The 21,622-nt window shown below is 62.6% G+C and carries 24 protein-coding genes and 1 pseudogene; 12 read left to right on the forward strand and 13 right to left on the reverse strand.

Features of this window, described 5'->3' with window-relative positions; translation table 11 throughout:
• Window positions 1-9: 9 nt before the first annotated feature.
• Window positions 10-903 (forward strand): substrate-binding domain-containing protein, encoded by an 894-nt coding sequence (locus QQL76_RS06150; protein ID WP_499206824.1) that lies wholly within the window; start codon window positions 10-12, stop codon window positions 901-903.
• 11 nt (window positions 904-914) lie between these two features.
• Window positions 915-1,124, forward strand: a complete 210-nt coding sequence (locus tag QQL76_RS06155) for a TOBE domain-containing protein (protein WP_499206825.1) — start codon at window positions 915-917, stop codon at window positions 1,122-1,124.
• On the opposite strand, the gene QQL76_RS06160 is transcribed toward QQL76_RS06155, so the two are convergent.
• The 10 genes from QQL76_RS06160 to QQL76_RS06205 all read right to left on the reverse strand — a co-directional run bounded on the left by QQL76_RS06160 (window position 1,105) and on the right by QQL76_RS06205 (window position 10,466).
• Window positions 1,105-1,905 (reverse strand): ABC transporter ATP-binding protein, encoded by an 801-nt coding sequence (locus QQL76_RS06160; RefSeq protein WP_499206826.1) that lies wholly within the window; start codon window positions 1,903-1,905, stop codon window positions 1,105-1,107. The two genes, QQL76_RS06155 and QQL76_RS06160, sit on opposite strands and share 20 nt — an antisense overlap.
• Window positions 1,896-2,897 (reverse strand): FecCD family ABC transporter permease, encoded by a 1,002-nt coding sequence (locus QQL76_RS06165; protein ID WP_499206827.1) that lies wholly within the window; start codon window positions 2,895-2,897, stop codon window positions 1,896-1,898. The genes QQL76_RS06160 and QQL76_RS06165 overlap by 10 nt, the downstream gene beginning before the upstream one ends.
• 72 nt (window positions 2,898-2,969) lie before the next feature.
• Window positions 2,970-4,025, reverse strand: coding sequence for an iron ABC transporter substrate-binding protein (locus tag QQL76_RS06170; RefSeq protein ID WP_499206828.1), 1,056 nt, complete (start codon window positions 4,023-4,025; stop codon window positions 2,970-2,972).
• Window positions 4,022-4,822 (reverse strand): substrate-binding domain-containing protein, encoded by an 801-nt coding sequence (locus tag QQL76_RS06175; protein WP_499206829.1) that lies wholly within the window; start codon window positions 4,820-4,822, stop codon window positions 4,022-4,024. The genes QQL76_RS06170 and QQL76_RS06175 overlap by 4 nt, the downstream gene beginning before the upstream one ends.
• A complete protein-coding gene (locus QQL76_RS06180; protein ID WP_499206830.1) occupies window positions 4,806-5,636 on the reverse strand; it encodes an ABC transporter substrate-binding protein in 831 nt (276 codons plus the stop codon). Before QQL76_RS06180 ends, QQL76_RS06175 begins: the two co-directional genes overlap by 17 nt.
• A gap of 33 nt (window positions 5,637-5,669) precedes the next feature.
• Window positions 5,670-6,413 (reverse strand): energy-coupling factor ABC transporter ATP-binding protein, encoded by a 744-nt coding sequence (locus QQL76_RS06185; RefSeq protein ID WP_499206831.1) that lies wholly within the window; start codon window positions 6,411-6,413, stop codon window positions 5,670-5,672.
• Window positions 6,406-7,113, reverse strand: a complete 708-nt coding sequence (locus QQL76_RS06190) for an ABC transporter permease (protein WP_499206832.1) — start codon at window positions 7,111-7,113, stop codon at window positions 6,406-6,408. Before QQL76_RS06190 ends, QQL76_RS06185 begins: the two co-directional genes overlap by 8 nt.
• A 177-nt stretch (window positions 7,114-7,290) precedes the next feature.
• The gene (locus tag QQL76_RS06195) at window positions 7,291-8,298 is read right to left on the reverse strand and encodes a 4-hydroxyproline epimerase (protein WP_499206833.1); all 1,008 of its coding nucleotides are present in this window, start codon (window positions 8,296-8,298) and stop codon (window positions 7,291-7,293) included.
• Window positions 8,299-8,308: 10 nt separating this feature from the next.
• A complete protein-coding gene (locus tag QQL76_RS06200) occupies window positions 8,309-9,556 on the reverse strand; it encodes an NAD(P)/FAD-dependent oxidoreductase (RefSeq protein WP_499206834.1) in 1,248 nt (415 codons plus the stop codon).
• 4 nt (window positions 9,557-9,560) lie between these two features.
• Complete coding sequence (locus QQL76_RS06205; protein ID WP_499206835.1) at window positions 9,561-10,466, reverse strand: dihydrodipicolinate synthase family protein; 906 nt, start codon at window positions 10,464-10,466, stop codon at window positions 9,561-9,563.
• A 331-nt stretch (window positions 10,467-10,797) separates the two neighbouring features.
• On the opposite strand from QQL76_RS06205, the gene QQL76_RS06210 reads away from it, so the two are divergent.
• The 6 genes from QQL76_RS06210 to QQL76_RS06235 all read left to right on the forward strand — a co-directional run bounded on the left by QQL76_RS06210 (window position 10,798) and on the right by QQL76_RS06235 (window position 16,498).
• Window positions 10,798-11,721 (forward strand): ABC transporter permease subunit, encoded by a 924-nt coding sequence (locus QQL76_RS06210; protein WP_404861536.1) that lies wholly within the window; start codon window positions 10,798-10,800, stop codon window positions 11,719-11,721.
• A gap of 1 nt (window position 11,722) precedes the next feature.
• On the forward strand, window positions 11,723-13,057 hold the full coding sequence (gene livM, locus QQL76_RS06215; protein ID WP_499206836.1) for an ABC transporter permease family protein: 1,335 nt from the start codon (window positions 11,723-11,725) through the stop codon (window positions 13,055-13,057).
• A gap of 1 nt (window position 13,058) precedes the next feature.
• On the forward strand, window positions 13,059-14,132 hold the full coding sequence (locus QQL76_RS06220) for an ABC transporter ATP-binding protein (RefSeq protein WP_499206837.1): 1,074 nt from the start codon (window positions 13,059-13,061) through the stop codon (window positions 14,130-14,132).
• On the forward strand, window positions 14,129-14,893 hold the full coding sequence (locus QQL76_RS06225) for an ABC transporter ATP-binding protein (protein ID WP_404861539.1): 765 nt from the start codon (window positions 14,129-14,131) through the stop codon (window positions 14,891-14,893). The genes QQL76_RS06220 and QQL76_RS06225 overlap by 4 nt, the downstream gene beginning before the upstream one ends.
• Window positions 14,893-15,240 (forward strand): DUF6867 family protein, encoded by a 348-nt coding sequence (locus tag QQL76_RS06230; RefSeq protein WP_499206838.1) that lies wholly within the window; start codon window positions 14,893-14,895, stop codon window positions 15,238-15,240. Before QQL76_RS06225 ends, QQL76_RS06230 begins: the two co-directional genes overlap by 1 nt.
• Window positions 15,241-15,379: 139 nt before the next feature.
• Window positions 15,380-16,498 (forward strand): branched-chain amino acid ABC transporter substrate-binding protein, encoded by a 1,119-nt coding sequence (locus QQL76_RS06235; protein WP_499206839.1) that lies wholly within the window; start codon window positions 15,380-15,382, stop codon window positions 16,496-16,498.
• 112 nt (window positions 16,499-16,610) lie between these two features.
• Here QQL76_RS06235 and QQL76_RS06240 read toward each other — a convergent pair whose 3' ends face one another.
• On the reverse strand, window positions 16,611-16,763 hold the full coding sequence (locus tag QQL76_RS06240) for a DUF3563 family protein (RefSeq protein WP_499206840.1): 153 nt from the start codon (window positions 16,761-16,763) through the stop codon (window positions 16,611-16,613).
• Window positions 16,764-17,038: 275 nt separating this feature from the next.
• Here QQL76_RS06240 and QQL76_RS06245 point away from each other — a divergent pair.
• The 3 genes and pseudogenes from QQL76_RS06245 to QQL76_RS06255 all read left to right on the forward strand — a co-directional run.
• Window positions 17,039-17,437: pseudogene (locus QQL76_RS06245) on the forward strand (transglycosylase SLT domain-containing protein); the annotation flags it as partial.
• Between the two features lie 64 nt (window positions 17,438-17,501).
• Window positions 17,502-18,593 carry a serine hydrolase domain-containing protein gene (locus QQL76_RS06250; RefSeq protein WP_499206841.1) on the forward strand — a complete coding sequence of 364 codons (1,092 nt, stop codon included), beginning with the start codon at window positions 17,502-17,504 and terminating at the stop codon, window positions 18,591-18,593.
• A gap of 126 nt (window positions 18,594-18,719) precedes the next feature.
• Window positions 18,720-18,980 carry an acyl carrier protein gene (locus QQL76_RS06255; protein ID WP_404861540.1) on the forward strand — a complete coding sequence of 87 codons (261 nt, stop codon included), beginning with the start codon at window positions 18,720-18,722 and terminating at the stop codon, window positions 18,978-18,980.
• Window positions 18,981-19,049: 69 nt separating this feature from the next.
• Here QQL76_RS06255 and groL read toward each other — a convergent pair whose 3' ends face one another.
• Both groL and QQL76_RS06265 read right to left on the reverse strand, forming a co-directional pair.
• The gene (gene groL / locus QQL76_RS06260; RefSeq protein WP_499206842.1) at window positions 19,050-20,678 is read right to left on the reverse strand and encodes a chaperonin GroEL; all 1,629 of its coding nucleotides are present in this window, start codon (window positions 20,676-20,678) and stop codon (window positions 19,050-19,052) included.
• 49 nt (window positions 20,679-20,727) lie between these two features.
• Window positions 20,728-21,042 (reverse strand): co-chaperone GroES, encoded by a 315-nt coding sequence (locus QQL76_RS06265; protein WP_126009915.1) that lies wholly within the window; start codon window positions 21,040-21,042, stop codon window positions 20,728-20,730.
• 291 nt (window positions 21,043-21,333) lie between these two features.
• Between QQL76_RS06265 and QQL76_RS06270 the strand changes: the two genes are divergently transcribed.
• Window positions 21,334-21,600: an usg protein gene (locus QQL76_RS06270; protein WP_404861543.1), complete on the forward strand. Its 267-nt coding sequence runs from the start codon at window positions 21,334-21,336 to the stop codon at window positions 21,598-21,600.
• The last annotated feature ends 22 nt before the right edge of the window (window positions 21,601-21,622 follow it).

The raw sequence follows: 21,622 nt of genomic DNA on the forward strand, positions 1-21,622 counted from the left end.
TGCACAACCATGCACGATTTTCTCACCGTCAAGGAAGTTGCGGACCTTCTGAGGATCAAGGAGCGCAAGCTCTATGATCTGACCTCGGAAGGCGTTCTGCCGGTTACCAAGGTAACGGGAAAGCTGATCTTCCCGCGTGATGCGCTGATGGCGTGGCTGCGAAAGAACACCGATTACGGCGCAGAACTATCGGCACTGCGCGACCATCCAGCCGTGGTCGCGGGCAGCCACGATCCGCTTCTCGATTGGGCGCTGCGCGCCTCCGGCAGCGAACTTGCCACCTATTACGACGGCTCGGCCGACGGGCTGAAGCGCATGAAGGCGGGGCAGGCGGTTGCCGCGGGCATCCATTTCCACCGGACGCCCGAGCAGGAAGCGAGCTCGAATGCCAATGAACGCCGCATCTCGCTTGACATGCACCACGAACCGGTCGTGCTCGTCGAATGGGCGAAGCGCAGCCAGGGCCTGATCATCAAACCCGAGCATGAAGCAGCCATCCGTTCGATCGCCGATATCGCCGGGCGACGCGTGGTCTTTCGCCAGGAGGGTGCCGGAAGCCAGGATCTGTTCCAGCTGCTGCTCGCCGAGGCGGGTCTTGCGCCCGGCCAGTTTACCCTGCTGCCCGATGTGGCGCGCAACCAGACGGATCTCGCCCAATCGGTCGCGCAGGGCGACGCGGATCTCGGCTTCGGGATCGCGGCCGTCGCACGCCAGCACAAGCTCGCCTTCGTGCCGATCACCGAAGAGCGGTTCGACCTCCTTGCCTGGCGACGGGATTTCTGCGGGCCGAGCTTGCAAAAGCTCTTCGCCTTCAGCCGCACACCGCAGTTTCAGGAACGTGCGGAACAGCTTGGCGGATATGATGTTTCCCAAACAGGAGCCATTCACTACAACGGCCCTTGAAAGGACCAGGCATGAAACTCAGCGCACGCAACGTGTTCGAAGGCAAGATCGTCGAAATCACCCGGGGTGCCGTTGCCGGCAAGGTGAAGATCGACATCGGCGGCGGACACCACATCACCTCCACCATCACGGTCGAGGCGATCGACGATCTCAATCTGTCCGAAGGCAAGACAGTCACCGCGATTGTCAAATCCTCCGACATCATCCTCGGCGTCGACTGACCCCTTGAATTTGCGGCACGGCGATCGTCGTGCCGCTTGCGAGCGTCTCCACCGCGATCTCCACGCCATAGACGTTTCGAAGCGCCTCTGCCGTCAGCGTTTCGCGTGGCGCGCCCCGGGCAAGAATGGCCCCATCCTTCATGAGGATCACATCGTCCGCAACCGCAAATGCATGGTCCGGGTCGTGCGTTGACATGAGGATCGTGAAGCCCGCCCGCGCCAGCCGTGCGGTCTCGGCGAGGATCAGCGCCTGATTGCCGAAATCAAGGCTCGCTGTCGGCTCATCCAGCACCAGTAGCGTCGTGTCCTGCGCAAGGGCGCGAGCGATCAGGACCATCTGGCGCTGGCCACCTGACAGGCGCGAGTAATCGGCATCGAGAAGATGCTTCATCCCGATGTGTCCAAGCACCGCTACGACCCGTTCGCGGTCGCGCTTGCCCGGTGCGGCAAAAAGACCGAGATGCGCCTGCCGGCCCATCATCACCACGTCACCGACGGTGAAGGGGAAGGGCGGTGCGTGTTGCTGCGGGACATAGGCGATGCGGCGCGCCTTCTCCGTCGCCGAAAGGCTCGTAATTGGCGCATGATCGACCGTCACCGATCCGGCGAGCGGCGGAATGAGGCCGATCAGCGTCTTCAGCAAGGTCGTCTTTCCGCAGCCATTCGGCCCGAGCAGGCATGTGATCGTACCGGCACTGATGGTGAGATCGATACCCGACGCGATCTGCGTCCGGCCGTAGCCGATGGCAAGGCGCTCGGCGCAGAGCAGGGTCACGACCATGCCCTCCGTCCGCGCGCCAGCAGATAGACGAAGACCGGTGCCCCGATGACGGCGGTCAGGATGCCGAGCGGTACTTCCTTCACCGCGATGGTGCGGGCGATCGTGTCGACGATCAGCATGAAACCTGCGCCGATCAGGATCGCTGTCGGCAGCAGGCGGTGAAAGCTCGGGCCGACCAGCATGCGCGCGAAATGCGGGATGATGAGCCCGACCCAGCCGACGACGCCCGCAAAGGAGACGACTGACGCGGTGATCAAGGTCGCCGCGACGATCAGGATGATGCGGATGCGGCCGGTGTCGACGCCGAGCGCACGGGCCTCCTCGTCGCCCATCGCAAGGACATCGACCTTGTGGCGCAAGAGAACCAGAGGCACGAGCGCCACCATCGCGAAAGGCAGGGCCGCCATGATGTCGCTGCCGGCAGTCGCCGCGAGACTGCCGAGCAGCCAGAAGGTGATGGCGGGCAGCTGGTCATAGGGATCAGCAAGCACCTTCAACAGCGACGTCGCCGAACCGGCCAGCGCGCCGATCACCACGCCGGCAAGCACCAGCACGAGCACCGTGTCCTGCCGCCGGATGCCGGCCGCCAGCCCCATGACCGCACCCACGGCCGCGAGGCCGCCGACAAAGGCGAGCATCTGGATGCCGATGACCGGGAGCGACAGGAAGATGCCGATGACGGCACCGAGCCCCGCGCCAGCCGAGACGCCGAGAATATCGGGCGAGACGAGCGGGTTGCGGAAGATCTGCTGGTAGACCGCGCCGGCCGCCGCCAGGCAGGCGCCGAGTGCGAGCGCGCCGAGCACGCGTGGTAGCCGGATCGACCAGATGACGATCCCAGCCTGCGAGTCCGATACGGCCTGTCCAAGGACGACGGCGAGAATGTCGGCGAGGTCCAACCGGTATGCGCCGATCGTCATGGCGAAGAGCGCCAACGCGACGATGCCGAGAGCGAGCAGGAGCAACGGCGCCGTCAATCGACTGCTGGTCATGTCCTGTCGCCACTTGAAACACTGATTCTGCAGGTGAGGCTATCGCGTTGAAAGATCAGGTGCCGCCCCATGTCAGCGCGGTGAGGTCGGTGGACGGCCATCCGACCATTCGACCAGCGTGTCCAGCTCCGCCTCCGAAAGCGTCACGTGGTAGAAGAGCTCGTAGAAGGCGCGCGTGTCCTCGCGAATGTCGAAGTCGATCCGGTCCGGGTAGAAAAGTCCGCTGAGCCATTTCAGGCCGATGATGCGGTTGATCGAAGGCGGTCGGTCGATCCAGCCGAACGGTGCCGTCGGGCTCAGGAAAACGCGCTCGCTGCGCACGGCGTCAATGCTTTGCCACAGCGGATCGGACCAGACGGCTGCGTAAAAATTGCGGTCCCATCTGATGATCGTATCGGGATTTGCGGCAAGCACCTGCTCCATCGAGGCCTGCACCAGGCCGCGCTGGCCGTTGCCGGGATCAGCGACGTTGCGCCCACCGGCACGCTCGATGATCTCGGTGTTGATCGAACCCAGCAAGCCGGTTTCGAGCCCATCGGGTCCTCGGGCGAGATAAGTGCGCGGACGCTCCTCTACCGGCACCTCGGTCAGAACCCGGTCGATATCGGCGAAGGTCTCCTCCACATAAGTGGCCAGTTCCAAGCCACGCTCGGGCACGCCCAGCGCTTCCCCAACAAGGCGCAAAGCCTCCGCGGTGTTCTCGAACCGTCCGTCGATCAGGAGATAGGGGATGCCGGTCTGCTGCTGCACGCGATCGGCGAGCGACACATAAGTACCCGTGACGGAACCGAAATCGAGAATGAGATCGGGCTCGATCGACAGCACCACCTCCAGATTGGCTTCCCCGCCGCGTCCCGTCAGCCGGCCCGTCTCGGGCAGATCGCGATAGGGCTCGGCGATATAGGGCATTTCTTCCGGGTAGGGCCGGCGTGGCCAACCAGTCATCACCTCGGGGCGCAACGCATAGAGCAGCACCATGGCCGGCGGTCCGGCGGCATAGACGCGCTGAATCTCGTCCGGAATTTCGACCACGCGCCCCGCGCTGTCGGTGATCGTGCGCGCATGAGCGATCGGCATGAAGAGGAGAGACGCGAGAATTACGGCAGCAAGTTTTGTCGTGATCGTCATGGCTGCGGCTCTCCCAGCTGCGTGAACCCATGGCGCTCGAAAATGTCGCCGGCGCTCCTGCTCGACAAGTGCTCGGCGAAGCGCTCTGCCGCATCTCCAGCGCCCTTGAGCAGCGCAAGGCCATAGGTTGCGCCGACCGCCAGATTTCCCGGCAGATCGACAAAGCTCAACGATGGCTCTTCTTGCAAAGCGATGATCGCATTCGTTCGATAGGTGAAGAAACCATCGGCTGCGGGCCTTGCCATCAGCCAGGCGTAGAGATTGCGGCCGCCGGGCGCCTTCGGCTTGTCCGCACTGCCGGTCAGCTGTCGGGCTCTCTCGCTCAAATGGTCGAAGCTTCCGGGCCGCAGTGCATCGCATCGGCGGAAGAACTCGAGCGCATAATCGCCGGAAGGATCGTCTCCGGGCGTCGACATGCCGATCGTCAGTTCGCGCTCCAGCAGGGCATCGAGGAGTGTGTCCGGCTCAAGCGTCAGCCCGGCGCGCAGGATGAGGCAGAGCGTGTTGCCGACGATCGCGCGCGGCGGCCTGGCCAGGCCGGCTTCGTACAGTTGCGACGGGTGATGAAGATCGGCGGAGAAGAAGAGGTCGGGCCGTTGCCCGGTCTCGATGCGCTGGCGGAGCAAACCGGATGCGCCGAAACGGGTGGTGACCTGCGTTTCGTTCGCCGCGCCATAGGCCGCTGCAATTTCGCCGATGACAGCCTTCAGGCTGCCGGCGGCGTGGATCGACACCCGCGCGCTCATCGCGTCCGGGTGTCTGATTTCAGAGATCGAGAGATCAGCTCTGGCTCTCATCGGCGTCCGGGAAGAACAACTGCTGGCCGTCGATCTTGTAGTCTTCGATCGCCTGCTGGCCTGCATCCGAAAGCATCCAGTCGATGAAGGTCTGGCCGGCTTCCGCCTTGACGTTTTCGCAGTGCTCGGGGCTCACGAGAATGATGCCGTAAGGGTTGAACATCGCTTCGTCGCCTTCGACGGCAACGGTGTATTCGCCCTTGTTGCCGTAGTTGATCCACGTCGCGCGGTCGGTCAGCACGTAGCCGCCCATGCCGATACCGGTGTTGAGCGTCTCTCCCATTCCGGAGCCGGTTTCGCGATACCAGCTGCCGCTGACGGCCGCGACATCGATGCCGGCCACTTCCCAAAGCTCCAGTTCCTTGCTGTGCGTGCCGGAATCGTCGCCGCGAGATGCGAAAATGGCTTCGCTTTCAGCGATCTTGGTTAGCGCATCGACAACGTCGGTCGAACCGGCGACGCCGGCGGGATCAGCGGCAGGGCCGACGATGACGAAGTCGTTGTACATCAACGGTTCGCGCGAAACACCGAAGCCAGCCTCGACGAAGGCTTCTTCCTGCGCCGTTGCATGCACCAGCAGAACGTCGCCATCACAGTTTTCGGCGTTGTTGATCGCCTGGCCGGTGCCGACCGCAACGACGCGAACCTCGATGCCTGCTTCTTCCTGGAAGATCGGCAGCAGATGCTGGTAAAGGCCGGACGCTTCGGTCGAAGTCGTCGACTGGACGATGATGAAGTCACCTTCCTGGGCGAGAGCCGGTGCGGCGGCGAGCGTGAAGGCCACGCCCGCGGATAGCAGTGTCAGTCTGGTCATGGGTCGTTTCTCCCGTTGGATTTTTCGTGTCGGTTAGAGAAGGATTTCGCCGGCCGCGAAGGCGCGCGCTTCCGGCGTATTCGGACGATCGAAAAAGTCGGCGGTGCGGCCAGCCTCGATGATCCGGCCGCGATGCATCAGAAGCACGCGCTCGGAGAGCCGCCGCGCCTGCGCCATGTCATGGGTGACGAGCACGATGATCGTGCCGACCTTCGCAGCGGCGCCGATCATCTCCTCGATGCGCAGCGTCGAGGCGGGATCGAGGCTCGCCGTCGGCTCATCCAGGAAAAGGATTTCAGGCTTGAGCGCCAGCGCGCGGGCCATGGCCAGACGTTGCTTTTCACCGCCGGAGAGAAGGCGCGCCGAGGTATCGGCAATAGCGGAGAGGCCCGCCTGGTCGAGCGCTTCGTGCGCGAGCGCCTGGGCGTCACGGGTGCCTTGGCCAGCCTGCTTCAGCGCATAGATCACGTTGGCGATCGCCGAACGGCGAAACAGCACGGGATGCTGCAACAGCATGCCCACCTTGCGGTAGCCGTCGCGCGAGGGCGTCGAGCCATTCCAGGACACGTCACCCCGGTCAGGCTTCTGCAGCCCGGCAAGTGTCTTGATCAGCATGGACTTGCCGGCACCGTTGGGGCCGAGGATGGCGGTCACGGCATCACCGCCGAAGACGATCTGTTCGACGCCGAGCAGGAGCCTGCCGCTGCGTTCGATCTTGAGGTTGTGGCCCGAAACGGGGGTGGCGGAAAGCGCCTTGGTGTTGGTGCGGTCAAGCATAGGCGGCGCGCTCCGCAGTTCCACGCAGCGCGAAGACCAGGCTGTTCACGGCAATGGCGATCGAAACCAGGATGATGCCGAGGCCGAGCGCGAGCGCCAGATTGCCCTTCGCGGTTTCCAGCGCGATCGTCGTCGTCATGACGCGGGTGACGTGGTTGATGTTGCCGCCGACGATGATGACCGCGCCGACCTCTGCGATCGCGCGTCCGAAGCCGGCGAGCAGCGCGGTCATCAGCGAGAATCGCCCCTCCCACAGCAGCGTCACCAGCCGCTGGCCGCTGGTCAGGCCGAAAAGGGTCATCTGCTGGTGATATTCGTCATTCAAATCCTCGATCGTCTGCCGTGCGAGCGCTGCGATGATGGGCGTGATCAGCAGTGACTGCGCGATGATCATCGCAGTGGGCGTGTACAGCAGTTGCAGCGGCCCGAGCGCTCCGGAATTCGACAGCAGCAGATAGACGATCAGGCCGACCACAACCGGTGGCAGGCCCATGAGCGCCGTGATGGCGACAACAATGGCAGTACGGCCCGGAAATCGCGACACCGCAAGAAATGCACCGAGCGGCAGTCCGATGATCGCGGCGACGATGACAGCCGAAAGGCTCACCTGCAAGGACAGGAACACGATGGCGCGCAGATCGGCATCGAAAGATGCAATCAGCCGAAAGGCCTCGCCAAACGCGTCCGCAAAACTTTGCATTTCGTGTTATTTTGTCCGTTAATCTTATGTGAAATGGACAATATGGGATGAAAAGCGCAGGCGCAACGCCAAATGACCCGTTTCAGGACGCGGCCGACATCGTGCCGCAGTCGCAATCTGCGGCTGCAGCGGGCTTTGTCGGAAGAGCTGCGGCGAAAGTCTTAGGATGTGGGCGTCTTAGAGCGCGGCGAGAGAAAAGCCGTGTGCGTAGGGGTCGCGATCGTCGATGAAGATCGTGTTGAGCCCGGTAACGCGCGCCCAGCCGCCGATGGACGGAATGATCGCCGGCTTGCCGCCGACGGTCGTCTCACTCTCGACGCGGCCGTGGAAGAGGGAGCCGATGATCGATTCGTGGATGAAATCGTTGCCCGCTTTCAGTCGACCTTTTGCCGCCCAGTGCGCCATGCGCGCCGAGGTGCCCGTGCCGCATGGCGATCGGTCGATCGCGGCTTCGCCGTAGAACACGGCGTTGCGCGCATGCGCTTTTGGATCGCGCGCCGCCCCGGCCCACAGCACGTGGCGCAGGCCCTTGATGTCGGCATGTTCCGGGTGCTGAAACGCGTATTTGGCGTTCAGCGCTGCGCGCAGGCGCGGGCTCCACGTCAACAGGTCCTGCACGGACACGTCGGCAACATCGGAAAATGCGGCCTGCGGCTCGACGATGGCGTAGAAATTGCCGCCATAGGCAACGTCCACCGTGATCTCGCCCAGGCCTTCGACGTCCGCCGTCAGCCCTTCGGCATGGAGGAAGGACGCGACATTGGTGATGCGCACCTCTTCAACATAGTCGCCTTCCTGCCGGTAGGTTGCGGTGACGAGGCCCGCCGGCGTGTCGAGCTTTACGATGCCCGGCGTCTTCGGCTTGACCAGCCCGTGTTCGATCATCGTCGTGACCGTGCCGATGGTGCCATGGCCGCACATGGGCAGGCAGCCCGACGTCTCGATGAAGAGGATGGCGACGTCGCAGTCCGCCCGAGTCGGCGGGTAGAGGATCGAGCCGGACATGATGTCGTGGCCGCGCGGCTCGAACATCAACCCGGTGCGGATCCAGTCATATTCGGCGATGAAATGCGCGCGCCGCTCCAGCATGGTTGCGCCCTGAAGCTGCGGCCCCCCGCCGGCAACGACGCGAACGGGATTGCCGCAGGTGTGACCGTCGATGCAGAAGAAGGAGTGGCGCGCCATGGGAATGCTTTCAGAACCGGTCCGGTGAATAGGGTTTAAGCGGGATTTCCGTCTCGCGGTCGAGTGCGATGTCGGCCACGAGCTTTGCGGTTGCCGCCGATTGCGTCAGGCCAAGGTGGCCGTGGCCGAAGGCATGGATCACGCGGGGCACGCGGTGCGATCGGCCGATGGCGGGCAGGGAATCGGGCAGGGAGGGCCGAAAGCCCATCCATTCCGTCCCACCCACAGGGTTCAGTTCCGGAAGAAACCGTGCCGCCTTGGCCAGCATCGTCTTGGAGCGTTGGAAGTTCGGCGGGCGGTCGAGCCCCGCCAGCTCCACCGCGCCGCCGACGCGCACGGCCTGGCCGAGCGGCGAGACCACGAAGCCATGGTCGTCGAAGATGACCTGACACTTGAGATCGAACGCCGATTTGGGCAGCGTCGTGTTATAGCCGCGCTCCGTTTCGAGCGGGATCCGGTCGCCGATCAAGGCAGCCAGCCGATGCGACCAGGCGCCGGCCGCAATCACCACCTGCGCGGCGAGCAGCGAGCGCCCATCGGTGAAGGAGAGGCGGACGCCCGCATCTTCGACAGCCATCCGTTCGATATCGGCGATTTCCAGATCAACGCCTTGGGCCACGGCGCGCTCGCCAAGCGCAACGACATAGGCTTTCGGGTCAGCGACGTTCGACCAGCCGGCCACGTAGGTGCCGTGGCGAAAGCTCTGCGCGATGCCCGGCTGGATCGCGTCTATGCCGGCGCGGTCGAGATGGCGGTGGCTGATGCCGTACTCAGTGCGCCGATCCCAACCGCGCGCAGCCGCATTGAAGCTGCGTTCGGTGTCGTAGAGATGCAGGGCTCCGCGTGCCACGATCATGTGCTTCAGGCCGGTGCGCTCCAGAAGCTTCTCCGTCTCGGCCTCGGCCACACGCATCAAGGCCGCCTGCGCCGCAATACTGCGCTCGAAGTTCTTGCTGCTGCCTGCCTTGAAGAACCGCCACAGCCATGGCGCGATCGTCGGCAGATAGGCGGGCGGCAGCGAAAGCGGCCCGGTCGGGTCCATTAGCCAGAACGGCGCCTTCAGCATGATGCCCGGCGAGGCGAGCGGCAGAATGTCGGAAAAGGCAAAGGCGCCGGCATTGCCAGCGCTGGTCTCCGCCGAAATGCCCTTGCGATCGATCAGCACAACCGTGAGACCGCGCTCTGCGAGATAGAGCGCGGTCGTCGTTCCGATCACACCGGCGCCGATGACGGCGATATCGTATCGGCCGGCGTTCATGGGGTCAGGCCGCGATGTCCAGTGCGGGGAGACTTGGGCGCGTTTCGATTGCATCGCGGATGATGCGTTCCACCTCGGCGCGGCGTTCGCCGGCAAGCGGCAGCCGGGGCCCGCGGACCCGCTCGGTGGATTTGATTGCCAGCGCCTCGGCCAGCTTGATGTTCTGGACGAGATAGGTTGAGACATCGAGGTCGAGCAGCGGGCGGAACCAGCGGTAGATCGCAAGCGCCTCTTCGCGACGACCTGCCTGCATCAATTGCCAGATGGCGACAGTTTCCTTAGGGAAGGCGACGACGAGGCCGGCCACCCAGCCCGTTGCGCCAACCGAAAGCGCCTCGAAGGCCAGATTGTCGACCCCGGTCAGCACGGCGTAGCGATCGCCCAGATGATTGATGATCTCGGTGGTGCGGCGGATATCGTCGGAGGATTCCTTGATCGCGACGAAGCGGGCATCGTCGGCGAGGTCGGCCATCAATTGCGGAGTCACGTCAACGCGGTAGGCGACACGGTTCGAGTAGATCATCACCGGCAGATCGCCCGCAGCCGCGATGGCGCGCAGATTGGCTTCCGTCTCGCGCGCGTCGGTATGATAGATCGGGCTCGGAACGACCATCAGGCCGTCCGCCCCGGCCTCAGCTGCCTTCTTCGCCATGGCGCACGCCGCCGCTGTCGACGCTTCCGCAACCGTCAAAAGGACGGGTCGCTTGCCGGCTGCCGCCTTGGCGGTGCGATATACCTCGATGCGCTCTTCCTGCGTCAGCATCGGGCCTTCGCCGAGCGATCCGGCGACGATCAGGCCATCGACGCCTGCGTCGATCTGCAGGTCGAAGCAGCGCTCCATCTCCGCATGATCGAGGCTGTCATCCTCCTTGAACTTCGTTGTTACCGCGGGAAGGATGCCACTCCACATGACCAGACTCCGGTGCTTCGAGCGTTTCGGTTCCGGCAGAAAATCCCAAAGCTTGATCAGTGGCAAGAGGCCGACCCCGCAGCGCCGCCCGCGATTCCAGGCGGCTCCACACCGGTTTCAAAGCTTTCCGTTTCATGGGCGGCAAAATGACGTTCAAGACGGTGGATTGACCCGTCAAAGCGCCTTCAATCGGCGTTTTTCTCTATTGACCTCATCGACCCATTGGCGATCTTAATAGCTGATATTGCAGACGACGATCGGCGGTGGTGGGAGCCTCGATCGATCGAACGGCAGAGCCGACGGGACAAGTCGGCCAGAGGGGTACATCACAGTGGAATATTTCGTTCAGCAGTTGATCAACGGGCTGACGCTGGGGTCCATCTATGGGCTCATCGCGATCGGTTACACGATGGTCTACGGCATCATCGGCATGATCAATTTCGCCCATGGAGACATCTTCATGGTCGGCTCGTTCATCGCCATGATCCTCATCGTCGCGCTTGGCATTACGGCCGGGGCAGGCTTCATCGTGCTCATCCTGGCGCTCATGCTCGTGCTCTTGATGGCGATGCTCTTCACGTCGGCCTGGGGCTGGACGGTGGAGCGGATCGCCTATCGGCCGCTTCGGGGATCCTTCCGCCTCGCGCCGCTGATCACCGCGATCGGCATGTCGATCGTGCTGCAGAACTTCGTGCAGATCGTGCAGGGCGCCCGCGTCAAGCCGCTGCCGCCGCTGGTATCCGGTGGGTATACGATCATGGACGGCAACAACTTCGACGTTCAGATTTCCAACATCCAGATCCTGATCCTGGTGACGACGGTCGTGCTGATGGGTGTCTTCACCTACATCATCAACAAGACTGCGCTCGGCCGCTCGCTGCGCGCCTGCGAGCAGGATCGCAAGATGGCCTCGCTCGTCGGCATCAATGTCGACCGCACGATCTCGCTGACCTTCGTGCTCGGCGCCGCGCTCGCAGCCGTCGCCGGTTTCATGTATCTGCTCTATTACGGCGTGATCGATTTCTACATCGGCTTCATCGCGGGGGTTAAGGCGTTCACCGCGGCCGTTCTCGGCGGCATCGGCTCTTTGCCGGGTGCGATGCTCGGCGGCATTCTGATCGGGCTCATCGAGACCTTCTGGTCCGGCTATTTCTCCGTGGAATACAAGGACGTGGCTGCCTTCTTCATTCTGGCCGCCGTGTTGATCTTCATGCCGTCGGGCCTGCTCGGCAAACCCGAAGTCGAGAAGGTCTGATATGGCTGCCTTGAACGCGGCTCCTGCCGCCGAAGAAAACATTGTGGTGGCTTCCCTGAAGGACGCCATCCTCGCCGGGGTTCTCGCCCTAATCCTGTTCTCCATCATCGTCGGTCTGCGCACCGACGCCGGTGCCGGCGGTCTGCAGATCACGACCGAGTGGGATCGCGTGCTCTGGATGGCAGCTGTTACTGCCGTCGGCCGGTTCTTGCTCAACATCTTCTTCTGGAAACGTGCCGGCGGCCCCAAGGGCCTCTCCGACGTGCTGCCGGATTTCAACAGGGCCGGCCATGTCTCGCGGTTCCTGGGGCCGCTGATGCTCGGCATTGCCGTCACGTTGCCCTTCATCGTCATGGTGCTGGTCCCGGGCCAGAGCCGCTACTATGTCGACCTCGGCGTGCTGGTGCTCACCTATGTGATGCTCGGCTGGGGTCTCAACATCGTCGTCGGTCTCGCCGGCCTGCTCGATCTCGGCTACGTCGCGTTCTATGCGGTCGGCGCCTATTCCTACGCACTGCTTTCCCAGTATTTCGATCTCGGCTTCTGGGTGTGCCTTCCGCTTGCGGGCATCCTCGCGGCATTTTGGGGCATCATTCTCGGCTTTCCGGTACTGCGGCTTCGCGGCGATTATCTCGCGATCGTGACGCTGGCATTCGGTGAAATCATTCGCATCGTGCTGTTGAACTGGTTCGAGCTGACCAACGGGCCAAACGGCATCACGCAGATTCCACGTCCAACCTTCTTCGGCTTGGACTTCACGCGGGATGAGGGTGGCTTTGCGGACTTTTTCGGCCTCGAATACGCCGCGATACACCGCATCATCTTCCTCTATTATATCATCCTGGCGCTCGCGCTTATCACCAACTGGGTCACGCTCCGGCTGCGCAAGCTGCCGATCGGCCGTGCCTGGGAGGCCTTGCGTGAGGACGAGATCGCCTGCCGCTCGCTCGGCATCAATACAACCAACACCAAGCTTTCCGCCTTTGCGATCGGTGCGATGTTCGGCGGGTTCGCCGGCGCATTCTTCGCCACGCGCCAGGGCTTCATCTCGCCGGAAAGCTTCACCTTCCTGGAATCGGCGATCATCCTCGCCATCGTGGTTCTCGGCGGTCTCGGCAGCCAGATGGGCGTCGTCTTCGCCTCGCTGGTTATGATCGGCGGCTTCGAGATGTTCCGAAACCTCGAGGAATTCCGCGTCCTCGTCTTCGGACTGCTGATGGTGCTGATCATGATCTGGAAGCCGCGTGGCCTGGTGTCGACGCGCAACCCCACGGTCTTCCTGAAGGAACGAAAAGCGGTCTCTGCCGATCTTGTGAGCCAGGGGGAGGGGCACTGACATGAGCCTGCAACCCGTATCTCCCACGCCTGCATCGGCAGGCGCTCCCCGGCAGACACTGCGCAATTGGGAAACCGATGTCGTCGTGCGCGTCGAACATCTGACCATGCGTTTCGGCGGACTGGTCGCTGTCGACAATCTGTCCTTCGACGTCGGGCGCGGTGACATCACGTCGCTCATCGGCCCAAATGGTGCCGGCAAGACGACCGTGTTCAACTGCCTGACCGGTTTCTATAAGCCGACCGAAGGCCGGATGATCATGGCGCACACGCCGTCGGCCTTCGCCAATCTGGAGGCGCGGACGCAGGAAGGGCGGCGCTATTTCGCCGATGACGGTCTCTATCTGCTCGAGCGCATGCCCGACATGGAGATTGCCGCCATCGGGAAGGTTGCTCGCACCTTCCAGAACATCCGTCTTTTCGGCGGCATGACGCTTCTCGAAAACCTGATGGTCGCGCAGCACAACGCGCTGATCGTGGCGTCCGGCTACACGTTCGGCGGCATTTTCGGTCTGCCGTCATACCGCAAGGGCGAGCGCGAGGCGATCGAACTGGCCAAATACTGGCTGGAGAAGACCAATCTCATCGACCGCGCCGACGATCCTGCTGCCGATCTGCCCTATGGCGATCAGCGTCGGCTTGAGATTGCTCGTGCCATGTGCACGCGGCCCAAGGTGCTGTGCCTCGATGAACCGGCGGCCGGTCTGAACCCGAAAGAGTCCAGCGAGCTCAACACACTTCTGCGCCAGATCCGCGATGACGAAGGCATTTCGGTGCTGCTCATCGAGCATGACATGAGCGTCGTGATGGAGATCTCCGACCACGTCGTCGTCCTAGATTATGGCCGCAAGATTTCCGATGGCGCGCCGCAGGACGTGCGTTCCGACCCGAAGGTCATCGCCGCCTATCTCGGCGTCGACGACGAAGAGGTCGACGCCGTGGAAGCCGAGGTCGGGCAGGAAACGGCCGAGCGCGGTGGGGGTCATGTTCGGGTGGTTGATGCAGAAGCGGCGCAGACGCTGAAGGAGATATCGTCCCGCGGCGTCGCCAAGGATCCAAAGGGAGACGGCCGATGAGCATGGCAAGCGTCAGCGACCCGATGGCCGTTCCAGCCAGCGAACCTGTTCTCGCCGTGCGCGGTGTCCACACCTATTATGGTGCCATCCATGCCTTGAAGGGCGTCGATATCGACATCATGGATGGTGAAATCGTCAGCCTTATCGGCGCCAATGGCGCCGGCAAGTCCACGTTGATGATGACGATCTGCGGAAATCCGCAGGCGCGGCATGGCAATGTGATCTATCGGGGCGAGGACATCACCCGCGTTCCCACCCACGAGATCATGCGCAAGGGCATCGCCCAGTCGCCGGAAGGGCGCCGCATCTTTCCGCGCATGACCGTGCGGGAAAACCTGCAAATGGGTGCCGGCATCACCGACATGACCCATTTCGAGAGCGATCTGGAGCGGATGTACACGCTGTTCCCGCGGTTGAAGGATCGGCAGGGACAGCGCGGTGGCACGCTTTCGGGCGGCGAGCAGCAGATGCTGGCCATCGCCCGGGCACTGATGAGCCGACCGAAGCTGCTTCTTCTGGACGAACCGTCTCTCGGGCTCGCGCCGCTGATCGTGCGGCAGATCTTCAATGCCATCCGCGACCTGAATCAGTCGGAGGGGCTGACGGTCTTCCTGGTCGAACAGAATGCCTATCATGCGCTGAAGCTCGCCCACCGCGGCTATGTCATGGTCAACGGCAAGATCTCGATCACCGGGACCGGCAAGGAACTGCTGGCGAGCCCGGAAATCCAGGCTGCCTATCTGGAAGGGGGAGCGCATTGATGGACGTGCTCTGGGACAATTCGCTCGTCGCCTTCATCGTCGTCACGCTGTTTCTGGGCGGTGGTGCCGCCTGGATGACCGGGCGGGCCATGGCCAAGACCTGGCAGCCCATCTGGCTGCTCGTCTTCTATTGCTTCCTCGTGTCGCTCGCGGTCCGCTTCCTAAACTTCGCGCTCTACGACGGCGAGTTGCTGACGCTCTACTATTTCCTCATCCATTTCGCGATCATCGTCATGATCGGCCTTCTCGGGCACCGCTATTTTCGGGCCCGGCAGATGGTGCGCCAATACACGTGGATCAACGAGCAGGCGGGTCCACTCGCCTGGAAGGTGAAGCAGGGATCGTGATCGAAATTTTCGGAAGCTTTCCCGATTGCCTTTGCCGGCAAAGGGGATAGCATCCGAAATAAGCCGGGACTGCAGACAAGTTCCGGGCGCGGATCTGGGGCATGTGCTCCGCCGCAAAACACCAGAGGGAGACTAACGAATGAAAAAACTTCTGATGACTGGCGTGGCCGCATCCGCGCTCGTTGCAACCGCCGGTATCGCGTCGGCCGATATCGTCATCGCGACCGCGGGCCCGATGACCGGGCAGTATGCGTCGTTCGGCGCACAGATGCAGGCTGGTGCCGAAATGGCCGTGGCCGACATCAACGCCGCTGGCGGCGTTCTCGGCGAACAGCTCGTGCTTGAAGTCGGTGATGATGCCTGCGATGCCCGTCAGGCCGTTTCGGTCGCCAACCAGCTCGTCGGCGAAGGCGCGGTCTTTGTGGCCGGCCATTTCTGCTCGGGCTCGTCGATCCCGGCCAGCGCCGTTTATGACGAGGAAGGCGTGATCCAGATTTCGCCGGCGTCCACCAACCCGGCCTTCACGGATGAGCGTCCCGGCCCCGGCATCTTCCGTACCTGCGGCCGTGATGACCAGCAGGGCGAAATCGCTGGCCAGTTCCTGATGGACAACTTCCCGGATGCCAAGGTCGCGTTCATTCACGACAACACCGCATACGGCAAGGGTCTCGCAGACCAGACGATGGCATTCTACGAGCAGGCAGGCGGGGAGCCGGCTCTCTATCAGGCTTACACCGCCGGTGAGCAGGACTACACTGCGCTCGTCACGCGCCTGAAGAACGAAGGCATCAACGTGCTTTACGTTGGCGGCTACCACACCGAAGCCGGCCTGATGAAGCGTCAGATGGCGGATCAGGGCATGGATACGGTGCTCGTATCCGGCGACGCGCTCGTCACCGACGAATATTGGTCGATCACGGGCGATGCCGGCGAAGGCACGCTCATGACCTTCTCCCCGGATCCGCGCCTCAACGAAGAAGCGGCCCCGGTCGTCGCGAAGTTCGAAGAAGCCGGCATCAACCCGGAAGGCTACACGCTCTACACCTACGCTGCGATCCAGGCCTGGGCCGCTGCCGTTGAAGAAGCCGGCTCGACCGATTTCGACGGTGTGGTCGAAGCCCTGAACGCAGGCACCTTCCAGACCGTTCTCGGCGAACTCGACTTCGACGACAAGGGCGACGTCACGCTGCCCGGCTACGTCATGTATGAGTGGACCGGCGGCGAGTACGGCTACTACGAAGAAGCTGCTGCTCAGTAAGCACGCGATCGGTGCGATGGGCCGGCTTATGCCTGGTCCATCGCCTATCAAACAAAAAGCCCGCTGCGAACGATCGCAGCGGGCTTTTGACTGTCAGAGCATCATGCTCGTCTTAAAGGCGGTTGCGGAACCGGCCGCTGTCGATCTCACGCATGCGCATTTCCAAGTCGACGATCGAGGTCGAGCCATTGAGATAGGCCGATTCCCGCTCGCGCCAAGGATCATCGCTGATGAGCTTAATGAAACGGCGTGTCATGTTCTTCATGGTTTTCTTCCTTCTTCTTGTTGTTGGCCATGAGATAGTCTTTCATGCTGCAATGCACAACCGACATTGCGGCATGTGAGCCATGCGGCGTCTGCAAATGGCAGTGCGACACAAGCATCACCACAATTCAGCCGCAAGCATTGAGCAATAAAGGCCTTCCCGCGCCGTTGGCGTGTCCATCGACGAGCCTTCATATGCGTCTTGCCGCACGAGTGTTGATCATCCTTCTTTGTGGCAGCGCACTGACCGCCTGCGCGACGAGCGGGCAGGAGACTGCTGGCCGGCAGACCACGAAACAGACCGCCGCGGTCGCCCCGCAATCGGATCTCGATCGGCTGATTGCCTCCCACGCTTCAGCATATGGCGTGCCGGAATCACTCATTCGGCGCGTCGTGGCCCGCGAGAGCAATTACAATCCGGCGGCGCGCAACGGGCCCAATCTCGGTCTCATGCAGATCCGGCACGACACGGCCCGCACCATGGGCTATCGCGGCGAACCCGCAGGCCTGCTCGATGCCGACACGAATCTTCGCTATGCGGTGAAGTACCTTCGCGGCGCCTATATCGTTGCCGACCGCAATGAAGATCGCGCGATTGCCCTCTACCAGCGCGGCTACTATTACGACGCCAAGCGCCGTGGGCTTCTCGTGGAGACGGGGCTGCGCGCTTCGTGATCGCGGCGGTTCCTGGTCGAGGCATGGACTTGCCGTCTCCCTCCCATATGTGATGCCCATGACCATGAAAAACACTGCACGTTCGAACGCCCTTCGCGGCGTCGTCCTTTTCTCCTGCCTTTCCGTCTCGGTGCTGGCGCATGCCCAGGATGCCGGGCCCGAGCCGTCGGCCGATGTGGAAGCCGTTGCACCCGCCGCCATTGTGTCGCTTGTCGAAGCGCGTGAAGCCGCTATCCAGGCGGCGGATGAGCTGGAAGGTCTTCACACGTTGATCGTCGCCCGCGATGGCGAGGTATGGATTGAAGAAGGCTTCGAGGGGCGCTCGGTTTCCACACCGACCAACATCAAGTCGGCTTCCAAATCGATCGTGTCCGCGATGGTTGGCATAGCGATCGACAAGGGCCTGCTCGAAGGCGTCGATCAGCCCATCGCGCCGCTGCTCGAGGACAAGATTCCCGCCGATGCCGATCCGCGCATCAACGAGATCACGATTGGCCATCTCCTGTCGATGCAGGCCGGTCTCGGCCGCACATCCGGCGAAAACTATGGCCGCTGGATTGCGAGCTCCGACTGGGTCCGTGCCGCATTGGCGGAGCCCTTCGCCGATGATCCCGGCGGGCGGATGCTCTATTCCACGGGCAGTACCCATCTTCTCTCCGCCATCCTGATGCGCGTCGGCGAGGCTGACACAATGGAACTTGCCAATGAATGGCTCGGCATGGACGGCGCCTTCCGCGTGACCGACTGGGAGCGCGATCCGCAGGGCATTCCGCTCGGGGGCAACCAGATGGCGGTATCGCCCCGTTCGCTTCTGGCGTTCGGCGAGATGTACCGCAATGGCGGTATCGGGCCCGACGGTGAGCGCGTCGTGTCGCAGCAGTGGATCGACCAGTCGTGGGAGCGCCGCACCAGCTCCGTCTTCTCGGGCGAGGCCTATGGCTACAGCTGGTTCCTGAGGGACATGGCGGGCGTCGATTGTTTCTACGCCTGGGGCTATGGCGGCCAGATGCTCTACATTTTGCCGGAGCTCGAGATGACGGTCGTCGTCACGTCGGCGGAAAACAGGCCGTCTGCACGCTCCGGCTATCGCGACGACCTGCATGCGCTGGTGGAGGACCGGCTCGTGCGTCCGGTGCTGGAAGCCAGTGGAAGTTAACCAGTCTTAACGGTTGCAACCTTTAGCCGTGTTGCATTGCACAGTCAGTTGAAGCACCTTGCCTTTGTGGGGCGGGCGGCGGAGTCGCATGACCCCCGGGGGCCGACATTTTGCCGAGGGAACGCGATGACGACTGACACCCTGAAGACTGAAATCATCCGTCACATTGCTGAATACAGCGACGCCAATGCCGACGACATCACGGGGTCGTCGATGGTGGACGATCTCGGTATCCACTCGCTGGAGTTGGCCGAACTCGTCATGGAACTGGAAGAAAAATACGACATCGAGATCGAGACCGACAGCGTGGAGTCCTGGAACTCGCTGAAGACGGTGGATGATATCGTGGCGGCCGTGCGCGCCATGCTGACCGCCAAGGCGGTATAATCACGCGGCCATCACTGTCGTGAGTGAAGCAGCGGGCGCCCTCGGGGCGCCCGCATCTTTTTGTTCTCCTCAGAAGTCCATGTCGCCGCCTGCAGGCATGGCAGGGGCGCGGTCCTTCTTCGGCTTTTCGGCAATCATCGCTTCGGTGGTGACGAGCAAGCCTGCGACGGACGCGGCATCCTGCAGCGCCGTACGCACGACCTTTGCCGGGTCGATCACGCCGGCCTTGTAGAGATCGCCGTATTCGCCTGTCTGCGCGTTCCAGCCGAAGCCGAAATCCGCCTGCTCCCGGATCTTGCCGACGATGATCGAACCTTCAGCTCCGGCGTTTTCTGCGATCTGGCGGGCAGGGGCTTCCACGGCGCGGCGAACGATGTCGACGCCCATCTTCTGGTCGGGATTGGCGACTTCGAGCGTGTCGAGCACCTTGGCAGCGCGCAGCAACGCCACGCCGCCGCCCGGCAGGATGCCTTCCTCAACGGCTGCGCGCGTCGCGTGAAGGGCGTCATCGACGCGGTCCTTCTTCTCCTTCACCTCGATTTCGGTCGAACCGCCGACGCGCAGAACCGCAACGCCACCGGCAAGCTTTGCCAGGCGCTCCTGCAGCTTCTCGCGGTCATAGTCCGAGGTGGTCTCCTCGATCTGGGCGCGGATCTGCGCGACGCGGCCGTCGATTTCGGGCCGCGAGCCGGCGCCATCCACGATCGTCGTGTCTTCCTTGGAGATGACGACCTTCTTCGCACGGCCGAGCATCTCCAGCGTCACGTTCTCGAGCTTGATGCCGAGATCCTCGGAGATTGCCGTGCCGCCGGTCAGGATAGCGATGTCCTGAAGCATGGCTTTGCGACGGTCGCCGAAGCCCGGAGCCTTGACGGCAGCGATCTTGAGGCCGCCACGCAGCTTGTTGACGACGAGGGTTGCAAGCGCTTCGCCTTCGACGTCTTCCGCGATGATCACGAGCGGCTTGCCCGACTGCACGACGGCTTCGAGAACCGGGAGCATCGCCTGGAGGTTCGAAAGCTTCTTCTCGTGGATGAGGATATAGGGATCCTCAAGCTCAGCGCGCATCTTGTCCTGGTTGGTGACGAAGTAGGGCGAGAGATAACCCCGGTCGAACTGCATGCCCTCGACGACTTCCAGTTCGGTGTCGAGCGACTTGGCCTCCTCGACCGTGATGACGCCTTCATTGCCGACCCGCTCCATGGCTTCTGCTAGGAACTGGCCGATCTCGGTGTCGCCATTGGCCGAAATGGTGCCAACCTGCGCGATCTCGGAATTGTTCTCGATCTTGCGCGCGTTGCGCTTCAGTTCGGCGACGACGGCGTCGACGGCCTGGTCGATCCCGCGCTTCAGGTCCATCGGGTTCATGCCCGAGGTGACCGCCTTTGCGCCTTCGCGCACGATGGCCTGGGCCAGAACAGTGGCGGTGGTGGTGCCGTCACCGGCCAGATCGTTGGTCTTGGAGGCCACTTCGCGCACCATCTGCGCCCCCATGTTCTCGAACCGGTCGTCCAGTTCGATCTCCTTGGCGACCGACACGCCGTCCTTGGTGATGCGCGGTGCGCCGAAGGACTTTTCGATGACAACGTTGCGCCCCTTGGGGCCGAGCGTCACCTTCACCGCGTCCGCGAGAATATCGACGCCACGCAGCATGCGCGTGCGGGCATCGGCATGGAATTTCACTTCTTTTGCAGCCATTTCCTTAATCCCTCAAAAACAGCCTTGATCGTTTGGATCCGCAGGTCTCTCAGGCGGCCTTTCGGGCAGCTTCTTCAGCCACCAGCACGCCCATGATGTCGGCTTCCTTCATGATCAGAAGGTCTTCGCCACCAACCTTGATCTCGGTGCCGGACCATTTGCCGAAGAGAACGCGGTCGCCGACCTTCACGTCGAGCGGCTGGATCTGGCCGTTGTCGGCGCGTGCGCCCGGCCCGACCGCCAGCACTTCGCCCTCCTGGGGCTTTTCCTTGGCCGTATCGGGAATGATGATGCCGCCGGATGTGCGCTCATCGGCTTCGATGCGGCGGACAACGATCCGGTCATGGAGTGGACGGAACTTCATCGTGTTTTCCTCCTGGGACAAACATGCAGGTTCAAGCTCCTCCGTCGGGACGCCGGGTCGGCAGTCCCGCCGTGGCACGGCCCTTCAAGGCGCCGCGCGGCAGGCGATTTGGTGGCGTGCCAAACCCTCTTCAAGAGGGGCACGCAAAAAAATCAGCACTCGCTTTCACGTGCTGCTAACACGCTGAATTGATGATGTTTTCGGCATTCCTTGCCGAAATTTCCATCTGGACGGGAAGCGCGAAGCAGAGCACACTTTTGCAATCGGATGACAGCCATGATGAGGACAAGCATGCAGTCAGCATTCGAAAAGCAGATGGCGGGTTATGGCCTGACCACCGCCCATATTCTCTACCGCCTGCCAGACCATCCTTCCGTGCTCCAGACCTATATCTGGCAGGAATACGATCTTGCGCCCGAGTTTCCCGAGATGCGCGGCTTTCTGAAATTCTGGGAGACCACGCTCGAAGGGCTGTTGCACTCGGTACGATACAGCCATCAAAAGCTGATCGCACCGCGCGAGTGGCGAACGGTCAACGGCGAATTCATTCTGCACTAGGCGGCGATTGCGTCTGGAAGAA

Origin of the sequence: Rhizobium albus, assembly GCA_030160035.1 — a bacterium.
Classification (GTDB): domain Bacteria; phylum Pseudomonadota; class Alphaproteobacteria; order Rhizobiales; family Rhizobiaceae; genus Georhizobium; species Georhizobium albus.